The organism is Pseudomonas sp., assembly GCF_040514055.1.
Classification (GTDB): domain Bacteria; phylum Pseudomonadota; class Gammaproteobacteria; order Pseudomonadales; family Pseudomonadaceae; genus Aquipseudomonas.
In genome coordinates, this window is sequence record NZ_JBEVDL010000071.1 from 25,363 (window position 1) to 42,561 (window position 17,199).

12 protein-coding genes and 1 pseudogene are annotated in these 17,199 nt (G+C 65.6%); 9 read left to right on the plus strand and 4 right to left on the minus strand.

Annotated elements, in window-relative coordinates; genetic code table 11:
• Nucleotides 1-131: 131 nt before the first annotated feature.
• The 9 genes and pseudogenes from ABWY06_RS18605 (at nt 132) to ABWY06_RS18640 (ending at nt 13,898) form a co-directional block, all read left to right on the plus strand.
• Entirely contained in the window at nt 132-2,195 is a 2,064-nt protein-coding gene (locus ABWY06_RS18605) for a putative bifunctional diguanylate cyclase/phosphodiesterase (protein WP_353927069.1), read from the plus strand.
• 186 nt (nt 2,196-2,381) lie between these two features.
• On the plus strand, nt 2,382-3,710 hold the full coding sequence (locus ABWY06_RS18610; RefSeq protein WP_353927070.1) for an imelysin family protein: 1,329 nt from the start codon (nt 2,382-2,384) through the stop codon (nt 3,708-3,710).
• Nucleotides 3,711-3,884: 174 nt separating this feature from the next.
• Nucleotides 3,885-5,330, plus strand: a complete 1,446-nt coding sequence (locus tag ABWY06_RS18615; protein WP_353927071.1) for a di-heme oxidoreductase family protein — start codon at nt 3,885-3,887, stop codon at nt 5,328-5,330.
• Between the two features lie 20 nt (nt 5,331-5,350).
• Complete coding sequence (locus tag ABWY06_RS18620) at nt 5,351-6,412, plus strand: imelysin family protein (RefSeq protein ID WP_353927072.1); 1,062 nt, start codon at nt 5,351-5,353, stop codon at nt 6,410-6,412.
• Nucleotides 6,413-6,464: 52 nt separating this feature from the next.
• Nucleotides 6,465-7,559 carry a DUF1513 domain-containing protein gene (locus tag ABWY06_RS18625; protein ID WP_353927073.1) on the plus strand — a complete coding sequence of 365 codons (1,095 nt, stop codon included), beginning with the start codon at nt 6,465-6,467 and terminating at the stop codon, nt 7,557-7,559.
• Between the two features lie 773 nt (nt 7,560-8,332).
• Nucleotides 8,333-8,443 (plus strand): annotated as a pseudogene (locus ABWY06_RS25970) (hypothetical protein); the annotation flags it as partial.
• A 228-nt stretch (nt 8,444-8,671) separates the two neighbouring features.
• Entirely contained in the window at nt 8,672-9,376 is a 705-nt protein-coding gene (locus ABWY06_RS25975) for a methyl-accepting chemotaxis protein (RefSeq protein WP_502948227.1), read from the plus strand.
• A 286-nt stretch (nt 9,377-9,662) separates the two neighbouring features.
• Complete coding sequence (locus tag ABWY06_RS18635) at nt 9,663-10,814, plus strand: efflux RND transporter periplasmic adaptor subunit (RefSeq protein WP_353927075.1); 1,152 nt, start codon at nt 9,663-9,665, stop codon at nt 10,812-10,814.
• Nucleotides 10,815-10,841: 27 nt separating this feature from the next.
• A complete protein-coding gene (locus tag ABWY06_RS18640; protein WP_353927076.1) occupies nt 10,842-13,898 on the plus strand; it encodes a multidrug efflux RND transporter permease subunit in 3,057 nt (1,018 codons plus the stop codon).
• 52 nt (nt 13,899-13,950) lie between these two features.
• Here the strand turns inward: ABWY06_RS18640 and ABWY06_RS18645 are convergent, their stop codons facing one another.
• The 4 genes from ABWY06_RS18645 to ABWY06_RS18660 form a co-directional block, all read right to left on the minus strand.
• The gene (locus ABWY06_RS18645) at nt 13,951-14,172 is read right to left on the minus strand and encodes a hypothetical protein (protein ID WP_353927077.1); all 222 of its coding nucleotides are present in this window, start codon (nt 14,170-14,172) and stop codon (nt 13,951-13,953) included.
• Nucleotides 14,169-14,849, minus strand: coding sequence for a lipopolysaccharide kinase InaA family protein (locus tag ABWY06_RS18650; RefSeq protein WP_353927078.1), 681 nt, complete (start codon nt 14,847-14,849; stop codon nt 14,169-14,171). The genes ABWY06_RS18645 and ABWY06_RS18650 overlap by 4 nt, the downstream gene beginning before the upstream one ends.
• 251 nt (nt 14,850-15,100) lie before the next feature.
• Nucleotides 15,101-16,411: a sensor histidine kinase gene (locus ABWY06_RS18655; RefSeq protein ID WP_353927079.1), complete on the minus strand. Its 1,311-nt coding sequence runs from the start codon at nt 16,409-16,411 to the stop codon at nt 15,101-15,103.
• Entirely contained in the window at nt 16,401-17,084 is a 684-nt protein-coding gene (locus tag ABWY06_RS18660; RefSeq protein ID WP_353927080.1) for a response regulator transcription factor, read from the minus strand. Before ABWY06_RS18660 ends, ABWY06_RS18655 begins: the two co-directional genes overlap by 11 nt.
• Nucleotides 17,085-17,199 lie beyond the last annotated feature (115 nt).

The following is a 17,199-nucleotide window of genomic DNA, read 5'->3' on the forward strand; positions in this document are numbered from 1 at the left end:
AAATCGAGCCCTGCGCCCAGGCATACCGGCCTTTGCGGATGACCTCGATAATGGCCCTTTGACGGCAACCGTCTGTTTGCCAATACTCTCAGCTGTCTGACGTCTGCGGGATTCGTACAAGGAATCGCCATTTGAAGCTGGAACTTAAAAACAGCTTGTCGCTGAAGTTGCTCCGCGTGGTCCTGCTGTCGGCCCTGGTCGTTGGCGTGGTGCTCAGTTGCGCGCAGATCGTGTTCGACGTGTACAAGACCCGCCAGGCCGTGGCCAACGATGCGCAACGTATCCTCGGCATGTTTCGCGACCCCTCGACCCAGGCCGTCTACAGCCTGGACCGCGAGATGGGCATGCAGGTCATCGAGGGCCTGTTCCAGCACGAGTCGGTGCGTTTCGCCTCTATCGGTCACCCCAATGAACCGATGCTGGCGGAAAAATCCCGCGAGCTGATGAAGTTGCCCACCCGCTGGATGACCGACCCCATACTCGGCGACGAGGAGAGCTTCACCACCCAACTGGTGGGTCGCGGCCCTTACAGCGAGTACTACGGCGACCTGACCATCACCCTCGACACCGCCCCCTACGGCGAGGACTTCGTCACCAGCTCGGTGATCATCTTTATCTCCGGGGTGCTGCGGGCCATGGCCATGGGCCTGGTGCTGTACCTGGTCTACCACTGGCTGCTGACCAAACCGCTGTCGAAGATCATCGAGCACCTGACCAATATCAACCCCGACCGGCCCAGCGAGCACAAGCTGCCGATGCTCAAGGGCAATGAGAAAAACGAGCTGGGACTGTGGATCAACACCGCCAACCAGTTGCTCTCGTCGATCGAACGCAACACCTCCCTGCGCCGGGAAGCGGAAAACAGCCTGCTGCGCATGGCCCAGTACGACTTTCTCACCGGCTTGCCCAACCGCCAGCAACTGCAGCAGCAGCTGGACCAGATCCTCGGCGACGCCGGCCGTCTGCAGCGGCGGGTGGCGGTGCTTTGCGTCGGCCTGGACGATTTCAAGGGCATCAACGAGCAGTTCAGCTACCAGACCGGCGACCAGTTGCTGCTGGCGCTGTCCGATCGCCTGCGCAGCCACAGTGGTCGCCTTGGCGCCCTGGCACGGCTCGGCGGTGACCAGTTCGCCTTGGTGCAGGCCGATATCGAGCAACCCTACGAAGCCGCGGAGCTGGCCCAGGCCATTCTCGACGACCTGGAAGCGCCCTTTGCCCTCGAGCAACAGGAGGTGCGCCTGCGGGCCACCATCGGCATCACGCTGTTCCCCGAGGACGGCGACAATACCGAGAGCCTGCTGCAAAAAGCCGAGCAGACCATGACCCTGGCCAAGAGCCGCTCGCGCAATCGCTATCAGTTTTACATCGCCAGCGTCGACAGCGAGATGCGCCGCCGGCGCGAACTGGAGAAGGACCTGCGCGAGGCCCTGGGCCGTGGCGAGCTGCACCTGGTCTACCAACCCCAGGTGGACTACCGCGACCACCGGGTGGTCGGCGTCGAGGCCTTGTTGCGCTGGCAACACCCCCAGCATGGCCTGGTACCGCCTGACCTGTTTATCCCGCTGGCGGAGCAGAACGGCACCATCATCCCGATCGGCGAGTGGATTCTCGACCAGGCCTGCCGACAGCTGCGCGAATGGCACGACCAAGGTTTCAGCGACCTGCGCATGGCCATCAACCTGTCCACCGTCCAGCTACACCACGCCGAGCTGCCGCGGGTGGTCAACAACCTGATGCAGGTCTACCGCCTGCCGCCGCGCAGCCTGGAACTGGAAGTCACCGAAACCGGCCTGATGGAGGACATCACCACCGCTGCCCAGCACCTGCTGAGCCTGCGTCGCTCCGGCGCACTGATCGCCATCGACGATTTCGGCACCGGCTATTCCTCGCTCAGTTACCTCAAGAGCCTGCCGCTGGACAAGATCAAGATCGACAAGAGTTTCGTCCAGGACTTGCTGGACGACGAAGATGACGCGACCATCGTGCGCGCCATCATCCAACTGGGCAAAAGCCTGGGCATGCAGGTGATCGCCGAGGGCGTGGAGACCGCCGAGCAGGAGGCCTATATCATTGCCCAGGGCTGTCACGAGGGGCAGGGCTACCTGTACAGCAAACCACTGCCGCCGCGCGAGCTGATGCTCTACCTGAAACAGGCCCGCCGCCTCAACGCCGCGGTCAACCCCGCCACGCTCTAGACCTCGGCAGGCCTGGCGTGGCTGCCATCGGCAAGGCCCCAGCGACGCCGCGTCGCCCCGGAGTCACCCTTTTTTCAGCTGGCCAGGTGCTGGCCCTTTGCACAAAATGCAAATCTTTCGCATTATGTCGCTGGTTTTCGTGCGCAGCCGCGTATCACTCTCACCTCCGACGCTAAGGATTTCGCCATGATTCGTATGCCCCTGGCCTCCGCCAGCCTGCTGGCCCTCGCTATCGCTCTCGCCGGCTGCGGCGAGGACAAAACCCCCTCCGCGCCGGTAGCGGCTCCCGAGACCACCGTCGCAGCCACCCCGACTGCACCCAAGGACGAGCAAGCGGCGCGCAAGGCGGTGGTCAGCCACTACGCCGACCTGGCCCTGGCCGTCTTCAGCGACGCCGCCAGCACCGGTAAAACCCTGCAGGTGGCGATCGACGCGCTGCTGGCCAACCCCAGCGACGCGACCCTGAAGGCCGCCCGCGACGCCTGGCTGGCCGCCCGTGTGCCCTATATGCAAAGTGAAGTGTTCCGCTTCGGCAACCCGGTGGTCGACGAGTGGGAAGGCCAGTTGAACGCCTGGCCGCTGGACGAGGGCCTGATCGACTACGTCGCCAAGGATTACCAGCACGCCCTGGGCAACCCGGGTGCCAGCGCCAATATCATCGCCAACACCCAGTTGCAGGTCGGCGAGGACAAACTCGACGTCACCACCATCACCCCGGAAAAACTGGCCAGCCTGAACGAGCTGGGCGGTTCCGAGGCCAACGTCGCCACCGGCTACCACGCCATCGAATTCATGCTCTGGGGCCAGGACCTGCACGGCAGCAAGCCCGGCGCCGGTGAGCGGCCGGCCAGCGACTTCCGCGTCGGCGACGGTGCCACCGGTGGCCACAACGAGCGCCGCCGTGCCTACCTGAAAGCCGCCAGCGACCTGCTGGTGACTGACCTGGACGCCATGGTCGTGCAATGGCAACCGGGCAAGGCCGACAACTACCGCGCCACCCTGGAAGCCGATACGGCGGACAACGGCCTGCGCAAGATGCTGTTCGGCATGGGTAGCCTGGGCCTGGGTGAACTGGCCGGCGAGCGCATGAAGGTTGCGCTGGAAGCCAACTCCACCGAAGACGAACACGATTGCTTCAGCGACAACACCCACAACTCGCACTTCTACAACGGCAAGGGTATCCGCAACGTCTACCTGGGCGAATACAAGAAGGTCGATGGCACCACCCTGACCGGCCCGAGCCTGTCGTCCCTGGTGGCCAAGGCCGACGCCGCCGTCGACAGCACGCTGAAAGCCGACCTGCAGACCAGCGAAGCGAAACTCCAGGCCCTGGTCGACAGCGCCAAGGCCGGCAACCACTTCGATCAACTGATCGCCGCCGACAACACGGCCGGCCAGCAACTGGTGCGCGACGCCATTGGCGCCCTGGTCAAGCAGACCGGCGCGGTGGAGCAAGCCGCCGGCAAGCTGGGCATCAGCGACCTGAACCCGGACACCGCCGACCACAAGTTCTAACCGAGCGTTCGGCTGCGGCGCAACGCCGCAGCCGTTTTATCCGGGCTGGAGGCCGCGCCACCCTTGGTGCTCAGCTCGCCCAGCGAATGCAAATCCCTCTTATTTAAACTCCCTTAGCCTGCTAAGCTTGTCCGCCTGTTGCGAGCCCGATCCCCGATCCCGAGCGTGCTATCGATGTCTGCCCTGTTGGCTGCGCGCCGTTTGCGCGACCTTGTTCCGGCCCTGCTGCTGATCGGCCTGGGGGGCTGCGACGCGGACGCGCCAGCGGACTTCGCGCGCTTCGAACCCGGCGAGCAGCTGTCCGCTGGCCGCGCCACGGTGAACAACCGCAGTGGCAATGCCTTTTCCCTGCCCTCGGCGAACCTGTCGCCCTCGCGGCGCCTGGATTTCAGCGTGGGCAACAGTTTTTTTCGCAGTCCCTGGGTCATCGCGCCGTCCACCACCACGGCCCGGGACGGCCTGGGGCCCTTGTTCAACACCAACGGTTGCCAGAACTGCCATATCAAGGACGGTCGCGGCCACCCCCCAGCCGCCGACGCCCGGAATGCGGTCTCGATGCTGGTGCGCCTGTCGATTCCGGCGCTGGCGCCCTCGCCCACTGAGCAAGCCGTGCTCGAACGCCTGGGTGTGCTGGCCGAACCCACCTACGGTGGCCAGTTACAGGACATGGCCAACCCCGGCGTGGCCCCCGAAGGACGTGTACGCGTCGACTACCAACCCCTGGCCGTGCGCTTCGCCGACGGTAGCCAGGTCGAACTGCGGCAACCACGGCTGCAGATCGACCGCCTGGGTTATGGTCCGCTGCACCCGCAAACGTTGTTTTCCGCCCGGATTGCCCCGCCGATGATCGGCCTGGGGCTGCTCGAGGCCATCCCCGAGGCCGCCCTGTTGGCCCATGCGGACCCGGACGACCACAACGGCGATGGTATCTCGGGACGTCCGAACCGGGTCTGGGACGACCGCCAAAAGCGTAGCGTGCTTGGCCGCTTCGGCTGGAAAGCCGGCCAGCCCAGCCTCAACCAACAGAACGCCCACGCCTTTGCCGGCGACCTGGGGCTGACCACCCGCCTGCTCGCCCGGGATGACTGCAGCGCGGCGCAGACCGCCTGCCGCGACGCGCCCGAGGGCGGCGTGCCGGAAGTCAGCGACAGCATCCTGGCCAGCGTGCTGTTCTACAGCCGCCATCTCGGCGTGCCGCTACGGCGCGACGCCGAGTCGCCCCAGGTGCTGGCCGGCAAGGCCCTGTTTCACCAGGCCGGCTGCGCGGCCTGCCATGTGCCGAGTTTCGACACCGCAGTCGATGCGGCCGAACCGGAACTGGCCAGCCAACGCATCCACCCCTACAGCGACCTGCTGCTGCACGACCTGGGCGAAGGCCTGGCCGATGGTCGGCCTGAGTTCCAGGCCAGTGGCAGAGAATGGCGCACCCCGCCGCTGTGGGGGTTGGGCCTGACCGAAACCGTCAGCGGCCATACCCAGCTGCTTCATGACGGGCGTGCCCGCACCCCGCTGGAGGCGATACTCTGGCACGGCGGTGAAGCCGAAGCGGCCCGCCAGGCCGTTTTGCAGTTCGATGCCGGGGAGCGTGCCGCGCTCCTGGCCTTTCTCAATTCCCTTTGACCCTGTCCCTGGAGCCGCGTATGTCGATCCGCCCCCTAGCCGTTGCCCTGGCGGCGTTGAGCCTGCTGGCCTGCAGCCCGCAGGACCCCTACCCGCGCGTCGCCAGCGGGCTGACCGACGGCGTGTTGTTGCCGGCCTACAGCGCCTGGAACGAGGCCGACCGACAGTTGGCCGACAGCGCGCGGGCCTTTTGTGCCGGCAGCCAGGATCTGCCCGCGGCGCGCCAGGCCTTCCTCAGTGCGCAGAGCGCCTGGGCCGCCTTGCAGCCGCTGTTGCTGGGCCCCCTGGCCGAGGGCAACCGCGCCTGGCAAATTCAGTTCTGGCCCGACAAGAAAAACCTGGTACAGCGCCAGGTCGAGGCCCTGGTCACGGCCAAACCGCAGCTGACCCCGACCGACCTCAACGCCGCCAGCGTGGTGGTGCAAGGCCTGACCGCCTACGAATACCTGTTGTTCGACAGCGCCATCGACCTCAATCAGGCTGCCCAGAAGAGCCGCTACTGTCCGCTGCTGACCGCCATCGGCGACCATCAGCAGACGCTGGCGGGCGACGTGCTGGCCCATTGGCAAGGCGACGAGGGCATGGCCGCGCAACTGCGCAGCTTTCCCAACGCGCGTTTTGCCGATGCCCGCGAAGCGGTCGCCGAGGTGCTGCGTACCCAGGTCAGCGGCATCGATGGCCTGAAGAAAAAACTCGGCACGCCCCTCGGCCGCCAAAGCAAGGGCCTGCCACAGCCATACCAGGCCGAGGCCTGGCGCAGCCAGACCAGCCTGGCGAACCTCGCCGCCAGCCTGGCCAGCGCCGAGCGGGTCTGGCTGGGCGCGGAGCAGAACGGCGTACGCAACCTGTTGACGACCGAACAGGCGCCCCTTGCCGAGCGCATCGATGCCGCCTATGGCGACACCCGCCAGCAATTGGCGGCGTTGCAACGGCCACTGGGCGAGTTGCTGGCCGACAAGGCCGGATTGGACAGTCTCAATGCGCTGTACGACAGCCTCAACCGCCTGCACCGGCTGCACGAGGTGGAACTGGCCAAGACCCTGGGCATCCAGCTGGGTTTTAACGCCCATGATGGCGACTGAGGCGGCTGTTGTTCAGGACTGACAACTGTTATGGGTGGAGTGAGGGTTGACGATGCAACGACGTGTTTTTCTCGGGCTGGCCGGCAGCCTGCTGGCGGCGTCGGCCCTGGGCGGCTGGACAGTGGCGCGACAGGGCCGGCAACCGCTGCTGCTGTCGGCACGCAACGATGAACAGGGCCGCCACTGGGCCGTTGGCTACCACCTCGACGGACGCCAGGCCTTTGCCACCCCGGTGGCGCAGCGCTGCCATGACGTGGTGCCGCACCCCAGCCGACCATTGGCGCTGTTCGTCGGCCGCCGGCCGGGCATCGAGAGTTACCTGATCGACACCGTCGACGGACGCCTGCTGCAAACCTTGCACTCGCCGGCGGGCCGGCATTTTTATGGCCATGCAGTGTTTCATCGCAGTGGCGAATGGCTGTACAGCACGGAAAATGACACCGGTGAGCCTGGCCGCGGCGTGCTGGGGGTCTACCGCCTGGAAGACGGACGCCTGCGGCGCAGCGGCGAGCTCTCGACCCATGGCGTGGGCCCGCACCAGCTGCTGTGGATGGCCGATGGCGAAACCCTGGCGGTGGCCAACGGCGGCATCCGCACCGAGGCCGACAGCCGCGTGGCGATGAACCTGGAGGCCATGGACTCGAGCCTGGTACTGATGAAGCGCGACGGCAGCCTGCTGAGCCATGAAGCCTTGCCCGAGCGCATGAACAGCGTGCGCCACCTGGCGATCGCCGCGGACGGCACCCTGGTCAGCGGCCAGCAATACATGGGCGACGCGGGCGACCTGGCGGCGCTGGTGGCGATCAAACGTCCCGGGCAGGCGTTCCAGGCGTTTCCAGTGGCCGAAGCGCAACGCCAGATGCTCAACCAATACTGCGCCAGCCTGGCCATCCACAGCGAACTGCGCCTGCTGGCGCTGACCGCGCCACGGGGCAACCGCCTGCTGATCTGGGACCTCGACAGCGCCGCGCTGCGCCTGGACAGCCACCTGCCCGACTGCGCGGGCGTGGCGGCCGTGGCGGAGGGGTTTGTGGTCAGCGCCGGCGTCGGCCGCTGCCGCCACTACGACTGCCGCGGCGACCGCGTGCTGGCCACGCCCCTCACGCTGCCCGCGGGGCTCTGGGACAACCACCTGCGCATGGCCTGAATAATCCTCCTGGTGAGCACAACCCAGGCGGTGGGCTGCCTATACTGAGCAAGTGTCGCGCGCTGCAGGCCCGAGGTCTGGCCGGTCAGGGAGTCGCCCCCGACGAAAACCGCCCTCGGTGAAAGGACTCACACCACGCTCCTCAGGCGCGCATCCCGGCTGTTCCCTGTGAGTCCTGCGAGGCGTCGACCATGTTCCTCAACAATTCCCTGCGTGCCCAGCTGCTGGCGTTATTGGGCGGCAGCCTGGCGCTGATCCTGATCATCGCGCTGGCCTGCTTTCACTTCCTGTCCGGCGGTATCCAGGCCTACCGCGGCCTGCTCGAGGGGCCGCTGGAGGCCTCGCGCCTGGTGGACCAGGCCAATCTCGAGTTCAAGGTGCAAGTCCAGGAATGGAAGAACGTCCTGCTGCGCGGCCAGGACCCGACCAACCTGAACAAGTACTGGGCGCAGTTCGAAGCCCAGGAAACCAAGGTCCAGACCGTACTCGGCGATCTCGCCACCCTTTCCGCCGCGGATAAGACCCTGCATGCCCAGATCGAACGCCTGCGCAGCGAGCACCGCGAGCTTGGGCAGCGCTACCGCGCCGGCCGCGATGCCTTTGTCGCCGCGGGGGCCGATGCCAAGGCGGGCGACGCGGCCGTCAAGGGCATCGACCGCGCCGCGGGCGAACAGATGAGCGCACTGGTCGAACAGTTGCGCACCGGCAGCGTCGAACAGGCCACGCGGATCAGCCAGGATGCCGACCGCACCATCCTGATCGGCACCGGGGTGATGCTGCTCTCCGGCATCCTGGTCGGCCTGCTCAGCCTGTGGTTGGTCAACCGTAACCTGATCAACCCGATTCGCGTGCTGATCGAGCATATCGCGCGCCTGAGCCAGGGCAATTTCGGCCAACCGCTGGACACCAGCCGCCGCGACGAGCTGGGCCGGCTGGCCGAGGCGGCCAATGTGCTGCGCGGCTTCCTGGCAGACACCTTCACCCGCCTGCAACGCAGTACCAGCGACCTGGACAACGCCAGTGGCGAGCTCAATGCCATTGCCACCCTGATGGCCCAGGGCACCCGGGAGCAATTCTCGCGCACCGACCAGGTGGCCACCGCGATGCATGAAATGTCCGCCACCGCCCAGGAGGTCGCCCGCCATGCCGCCGAAGCGGCGGGCGCTGCCGACCAGGCCGACCACGCATCCCAGGAAGGCGATCGGGTGATGCAAGCCACCATCACCACCATCACCGCCATGCGCGGAGAAATTACCCACACCGCCGAGGTGATCCGCCGCCTGGAAAGCGACAGCGGTCGTATCAGCAAGGTCCTGGAAGTGATCCGTGGCATTGCCGAACAGACCAATTTGCTGGCCCTGAACGCAGCCATCGAAGCCGCCCGCGCCGGGGACGCCGGGCGCGGCTTCGCCGTGGTTGCCGATGAGGTGCGTACCCTGGCCCAGCGCACCGCGCAGTCCACCGCCGAGATCCACCAGATCATCGACACCGTACAGACCGGCGCGGTCAATGCCGTGCAAGCCATCGAGAGCGGCCAGCAGCGCAGCGAACAAGGCGTCGAGCAGGTCACCCAGGCCGGACAGGTGCTGCAAGGCATCACCCGGGCGGTGGAAGCCATTCGCGACATGAACCGGCAGATCGCCACCGCCGCGGAGGAGCAGACGTCGGTGGCCGAGGACATCTCGCGCAACCTCACCGAGATCACCGCCATCGCCACGGCCAACGAAGCCAATGTGCAACGCACCCAAAGCGCCAGCCAGGGTCTGCACGGCCTGTCCCAGCAGTTGAACGAGGTCACCCGCCAACTCAGCGCCTAGGGCCCTAAGCCCCCCCCGCGGCGGCCCGCCTGGGCCGCGCGCAGGGTGGACAGCGTCTGGCTGGTCCGCCACGAACCCTGGTGCGCACGACCATCGGTGTCAGTTGCACCCCTGCCCTATACAGACTTGCCGCTGAATAAGCGGCACGGGCGCGACACTCTGTTGCGGATATCGCCCTTTGCAACTTCTTGCAAATGCGTCTTTTTGACAGTGACCGACCGGCGGTCTACTGTGCTTCCCTTTGCCTATTCCCAGGCCTCTCTCTGCCTCGCCAAGGAACCGGAATATGTTGCTGCGCCGCATGCTGTTTATGATCATCGGGGTTGTCATCGTGGTCGGCGCCCTCGCCTACTACCAGTACAAGAACATCAGCGCCCAGATCGCCCAGTTCTCCCTGCCGCCACCGGCAATCACGGTGGCGGCGGTCAAGGCCGAGCAGCGCGCCTGGCAGAGCCGGCTGCCGGCCATCGGTACGCTCAAGGCCTTTCAGGGCGTCGACCTGACCGTGGAAGTCGGCGGCACGGTTCAGGAACTGATGTTCCAGTCCGGCCAGCAAGTCGAACTCGGCCAACCCCTGGTGCAACTCGACAGCGCGGTGGAGCAGGCCAGCCTGGCCACCGCTGTGGCGGACCTGGGACTGGCCCAGGTCGAGTTCGGTCGCGGCCGCAACCTGGTCACCCGCCAGGCGATTTCCAAGAGCGAATTCGACCGTCTGGCCGCCGAACAGCAAAAAGCCAATGCCAGCGTCGCCCAGCTGCGTGCGACCCTGGCGAAAAAGCGCATCCTCGCGCCTTTTTCCGGCACCATCGGCATCCGCCAGGTCGACGTCGGCGCCTTTGTCGCCACCGGCACGCCCATCGCCACCCTGCAGGACTTGAGCACGCTGTTCGTCGACTTCTACCTGCCGGAACAAGCGATACCGCAACTGGCCCTCGGCCAGCAGGTACGGATCGCAGTGGCGGCCTATCCGAATCAGGTGTTCGAAGGCCAGATCAATGCGGTCAACCCCAAGGTCGAGAACAGCACCCGTACCCTGCAGGTGCGAGCCAAACTGGCCAACCCCGAACGCAAGCTGCTGCCGGGCATGTTCGCCAATCTGCAGGTGCTGTTACCGGGTGACGCCCAGCACGTGGTGGTGCCGGAAACCACCCTGACCTACACCTTGTATGGCAACTCGGTCTATGTGGTTGCCGAGAAAAAGGACGAGCAGGGTCAGCCGCAGAAGGATGACAAAGGCCAGCCGTACCTGATCGCCGAGCGGCGTTTCGTCGAGACCGGCGAGCACCGCGACGGCTGGGTGGTGATCCTCAAGGGGCTGCAGGCTGGCGAGCAGGTGATTTCGGCCGGTCAGCTCAAACTGGACACCGGCGCCCATGTGGCCCTGGTCGATGATCCGGCCCAGGCCGCCACCCTGAACGGCCCGACCTCCGCCGATTGATCCGCCGCTGGCGAAAGGAACTCCAACATGGCTTTTACCGATCCCTTTATCCGTCGCCCGGTACTGGCCACGGTCGTCAGCCTGCTGATCATCCTCCTGGGGTTCCAGGCGTTCAGCAAGCTAACCATCCGCCAGTACCCGGAGATGGAAAACGCCCTGATCACGGTGACCACCGCCTACCCCGGGGCCAACGCCGAAACCATCCAGGGTTATATCACCCAGCCGCTGCAGCAGAGCCTGGCCAGCGCCGAAGGCATTGACTACATGACCTCGGTCAGCCGGCAGAACCTGTCGATCGTCTCGATCTATGCGCGCATCGGCGCGGACACCGATCGCCTGTTCACCGAATTGCTGGCCAAGGCCAACGAAGTGAGAAACCAGCTGCCCCAGGACGCCGAGGCCCCGGTGCTGAGCAAGGAGGCGGCCGATGCTTCCGCGCTGATGTACATCAGCTTCTACAGCGAGGAACTGAGCAACCCGCAGATCACCGACTACCTGTCGCGGGTGATCCAGCCCAAGCTGGCGACGCTGCCGGGCATGGCCGAAGCGGAAATCCTCGGTAACCAGATCTTTGCCATGCGCCTGTGGCTCGACCCGATCAAGCTGGCGGCCTACGGCCTGACCGCCACCGAGGTGAACGACGCGGTGCGCAAGTACAACTTCCTCTCGGCCGCGGGCGAGGTGAAGGGCGAATACGTGGTCACCAGCATCAATGCCAGCACCGACCTCAAGTCCGCCGAGGCCTTCGCCGCCATCCCGATCAAGACTGTCGGCGACAGCCGGGTACTGATCGGCGACGTGGCGCGGGTCGAGATGGGGGCGGAAAACTACGACTCGATCAGCTCCTTCGATGGCACCCCGTCGGTCTATATCGCGATCAAGGGCACCCCCAGCTCTAACCCCCTGGACGTGATCAAGGAGGTGCGCAAGCTTTTGCCGCAGCTCGAGGCCCAGCTGCCGCCAAATCTGAAGGTGTCCATCGCCTACGACGCCACCCTGTTTATCCAGGCCTCGATCGACGAGGTGGTCAAGACCCTGTTCGAAGCGGTGCTGATCGTCATAGTGGTCGTATTCCTCTTTCTCGGCGCTTTTCGCTCGGTGCTGATCCCGGTGATCACCATTCCGCTGTCGATGATCGGCGTGATGTTCTTTATGCAGTTGCTCGGTTACTCGATCAACCTGCTGACACTGCTGGCCATGGTCCTGGCCATCGGCCTGGTGGTGGACGATGCCATCGTGGTGGTGGAAAACATCCACCGGCATATCGAGGAAGGCAAGACCCCGTTCGACGCCGCCGTCGAAGGCGCCCGCGAGATCGCCGTGCCCGTGGTCTCGATGACCATTACCCTGGCGGCGGTCTACGCGCCGATCGGCTTCCTCGAAGGCCTGACGGGGGCCTTGTTCAAGGAGTTCGCCCTGACCCTGGCCGGGGCGGTCATTATCTCCGGGATCGTGGCCCTGACCCTGTCCCCGATGATGTGCTCGCTGCTGTTGCGCCATGAGGAAAATCCGTCGGGACTGGCTCATCGCCTGGACAAGATTTTCGATCGCCTCAAGGGTCGCTACCAGCGCGCCTTGCACGGCACGCTCAATACCCGGCCGGTGGTGGTGGTGTTCGCCGTGATCATCTTGTGCCTGATCCCGGTGTTGCTGAAGTTCACCAAGAGCGAACTGGCGCCGGAGGAAGACCAGGGCATCGTGTTCCTGATGGCCACCGCGCCGCAGCCGACCAACCTGAACTACCTCAATGCCTACACCGAACAGTTCGTGAAGATCTTCAAGGAGTTCCCCGAGTACTACTCCTCGTTCCAGATCAACGGCTTCAACGGGGTGCAATCGGGGATCGGCGGCTTCCTGCTCACGCCCTGGGACGAGCGCGAACGCACCCAGATGGAGATCCTGCCCGAGGTGCAGGAACGCCTGGCACAAATCCCCGGCCTGCAGATTTTCGGCTTCAACCTGCCCTCCCTGCCGGGCACTGGCGAAGGTCTGCCCTTCCAGTTCGTGATCAACACCCCCAACGACTACGAGTCGCTGTTGCAGTTGACCGAACGGGTGAAAAAGCGCGCCGAAGCCTCGGGCAAGTTCGCCTTCCTCGACGTCGACCTGGCCTTCGACAAACCGGAGGTGGTGGTCGATATCGACCGGCAAAAAGCCGCGCAGATGGGCGTCTCGATGGAAGACCTGGGCTCGACCCTGGCGACCCTGCTGGGCGAAGGCGAGATCAACCGCTTCACCATCGACGGCCGCAGCTACAAGGTGATCGCCCAGGTGGAGCGGGCCTACCGCGACAACCCGGGCTGGTTGTCCAACTACTATGTGCGCAGCGAGGGCGGCGAGATGCTGCCGCTGTCGACCCTGATCACCATCAGCGACCGCGCGCGCCCGACCCAGCTCAACCAGTTCCAGCAGCTCAACTCGGCGATCATCCAAGGCTTTCCGATCGTCAGCATGGGCGAGGCGATCGAGGTGGTACGGCAAATCGCCGAGGAAGAAGCCCCCCCGGGCTTCGCCTTCGACTACGCCGGCGCCTCCCGTCAGTTCGTCCAGGAAGGCAGCGCCCTGTACGTCACCTTCGGCCTGGCGCTGGCACTGATTTTCCTGGTGCTGGCGGCGCAGTTCGAGAGTTTCCGCGACCCACTGGTGATCCTGGTGACGGTGCCGTTGTCGATCTGCGGCGCGCTGATCCCGCTGTTCCTGGGCTTCTCCAGCCTGAACATCTATACCCAGGTGGGCCTGGTGACGCTGATCGGGCTGATCACCAAACACGGCATCCTGATCGTCGAGTTCGCCAACCAACTGCGCCGGGATAAGGGCCTGTCGGCCCGCGAGGCGGTGGAGGAAGCCGCTTCGATCCGCTTGCGCCCGGTACTGATGACCACCGCGGCCATGGTTTTTGGCATGGTGCCGCTGATCCTCGCCACCGGTGCGGGGGCCGTCAGCCGGTTCGATATCGGCCTGGTGATCGCCACCGGGATGTCGATCGGCACCCTGTTTACGCTGTTCGTGCTGCCCTGCGTCTACAGCCTGCTGGCCAAGCCCGAGCTCAAACCGGCCGGTACCGGTGTCGCACTGCACGGCTAAAGCCCTGCCCACAAAAAAGCCCCGCACTGGCGGGGCTTTTTTATGGGTGGGCTCAGCCGAGCGGGATCAGGACCCGGGACAGGCTCAGCAGCAACAAGGGCAGGTTATGGTCGGGCTGGAACTGAATCTGCGCCCGTGCCTTGGCCGGCATCGGACAGGCATCCGCCTGGGCACTGAGCACCTGGGGGGCCGGTTCTTGCCAGGCGGCGGCAGCCAGAGAAGCCACACCGAGCGCGGCGACCAGGAACAAACCTCGTGCAATTTCTAATTTCATAGCTGCAACCCCTTGATAGCGCTGCCATACGCTGTCTGATAACCGTAGACCACGGCTTGCCACTGCACGTCGCTCCACGACGAACGGCGGCGCAGCTGCCTGAGGTCATGGCGCGCCGCTTGGCGAGCGCTCAAGCGCTGGCGGCTTTTCTCCAGGTCGAGCAAGGCGATCTCGATCTGCTCGCCGCGCAGGCGGACGAATACATGCTTGAGGTACAGGCAGCCATGTTGCCAGCGTCCGCGGTTAAGGCGCCCCAACGTCTGCCCGACCTGCTGCAGGATCCGCAGGTGCAGGGCTTCGCCCCAGCGCTCGGCCTGCCCCGCGGCGTAGAGTTCCTCCAGGCAGCGGTAGTCGTCCAGCGCTTCGGTCACCAGCAGGGCCTGCCAATCACCGGCCTGACGCCGGCACGCGGCGAAGACCAGGGCCGGCACGGCCACACCCAGCTGCTGGTAGGCCAGCAGCGCCTTGCGCTCGCGCATGGCGGTCGGATAGCCGAAGGGATGCCGCAGACTGCGGTAGACGTGCCCGGTCTGGCGCTTGACGTACACCAGGCCGGCGTCCGGGGTCTGCAGGCGCTGCACGCCACTTTCGCCGCCACGTCGGACATTGGGCGGCTCGACCCACTCACCGTTGCACTGCCACCAGGCTTCGAATTGGCCTTCTCGTGCCGAATACATCAACCGCCTCACCCCTAAGCTGTAGATACCGCACCATCCGCACCCCATCGAGGCACGGTATTGAATCGAGCTTGCACCGCCGCCGTCCAGCGGCGGCGGCCGGGCAGTTACCCCCGTCATTGAGTGACGCGGCTGGCCGCGGCTATTCTGGCAGCCTCGGGCGCGTCTGTCCGGTCCAACCGACCACGGACACCGGCGGGCCGGATTGCCCAGCCCCCCTAGCGGGGGCACAAGGCAAGGCCAAGACCCAGTCAGCGCGCGGCGATTCTGTCCCTCACCTCGTCAGCGCAGGCGGCCTCGAGACGGACCTCGAAGCGACAGCCACTGGGCTCCACCGCGCTCAGGCTGACCTGCCAGCCCTGGCTCTCGCAGATCCGCAGCACCAGCGAGAGCCCCAGGCCGAGCCCGTCGCCGCGCTGCTCCCCGCCCCTGACGAAAGGCTGGAACATCGCCTCACGCTCATTTTCCGGGATGCCGACACCGGTGTCCTCGACCACGAAGCCCTGCGCCCCCAGGCTCAGGCTGATCGAGCCCTGGTCCGTGTAGTGCAAGGCGTTGCGCAACAGGTTGCCAATCACCGCCCGCAGAAAGGGGCCGTTGTAGTCGCCAAAATGACTGGCCAGGAGCCGATAGTCCAGGCGCAAGCCTTTGCTCTCAACCGCCCCTCGCCATTGGGCCAGCATCTCTTCGGCGACGCTCAGGAGGTTGGCCTTGGGCGCCACTTGGGTGTCCTCCCGCTGCGCCCGGGCCAGCAGCAGGAAGGTCTGCACCAGGTCGCGCATTTCCTCGGAGGCCCGCCCCATGCGCTCCACCTGGGCCCGCGCCCGGGGGTCCAGCCCGGGATTGGCCAGCAACAGCTCGCAGGAACTGGCGAGCACCATCAGCGGCGTGCGCAGCTCATGGCTGACATCGCTGGTGAACAGACGCTCGCGGGTCAGCGCATGGCGCAGCAACCCGAGGGTGGTGTCGAAGGCCGCGGCCAGCTGACCGACCTCGTCCGCCGCATAGTCCAGCGCCAGCGGCGGCGCCAGTGCCAACAACTGGTCACGGTGGCGCACCTGGCGCGCCAGGCGCACTACCGGCTCGATCACCTTGCGCGCCAGCACCCCGCCCAGCACCACCGCCAGGGCGATGCTCAGCAGAAAACCGCTGAGGACCACGGCAAACAGCACTTGCTCGCGCTCCTCGAACTCGCTCTGGTCCTGCAGCAGCACATAACGACGCCCCACCACTTCACGGGAGAATGCGTAGTAGGAGTGCTCCTCGCGAAACACCTCGCTAAAGCCCGGCGGCAGATTGCGCAAGTCAGCGGGCAGGTCGAAGTCGTCGCGGCCACCGCTGAAATAGAACAGTTGCCCGGTTTCCGGGCGGTGCCGCCAGGCTTCCATGCTATCCATCTTCAGCAGCCGATCGAGGTCACCGCCCAGTTCGCTGGACAGCAGGCGCTCCTCCACCAGGTGCACCGTCTCGACGATGCCCAGGCCAAAGACCCCGGCCACCAGGGCCGTCATCAGCGCGAAGGCGATGACGATCCGGCGTGACAGGCTTTGCTTAAACTCCATCGACCACCTCGGCCAGGCGGTAACCCACCCCATGCAGGGTGTGCAACAGCGGGCTCGAGAAGGGCTTGTCGATCACCTGGCGCAGCTGGTGCACGTGACTGCGCAAGCTGTCGCTGTCCGGGCAATCGTCGCCCCAGAGCGCTTCTTCGAGGACCTCGCGGCGCACCACGTGCGGGCTTTTCTGCATCAACACCGCGAGCAGCTTGAGGCCCACCGGGTTGAGCTTGAGGGGCCGCTCCTGGCGTTTGACTTCCAGGGTATCGAGGTCGTAGCTGAGGTCGCCAACCTGCAGGCTGCGCCGTCCGCCACCGCTGCTGCGGCGTAGCACCGCTTCGATTCGCGCGGCCAGCTCCGACAGGGCGAAGGGCTTGAGCAGATAGTCGTCGGCACCGGCGCGAAACCCCTGCAGGCGGTCATCGAGCTGATCACGGGCGGTCAGCATGATCACCGGCGTATCGCGCCGGGCCTCCTCGCGCAGGCGCTTGCACAGGGTGTAGCCATCCAGCCCCGGCAGCATGATGTCCAGCACGATCAGGTCGTAATGCTCGTTACTGGCCAGGTGCAGCCCCGACAAGCCGTCCTGGGCACAGTCGACGCTGTAGCCCTTGATGCTCAGGTAGTCGGCCAGGTTGGCCAGGATGTCGCGATTGTCTTCAACCAACAGGATACGCATGACCAGGGTGCTCCACAAAGTGCCGCTACCTTAACCTGCGGCGGCCGTCGCTCGAGCGCTTTGACGTTTTTTTCACTGAGGAAATCGCCCATAGCCTGGCGGCGACCAGGCAGGC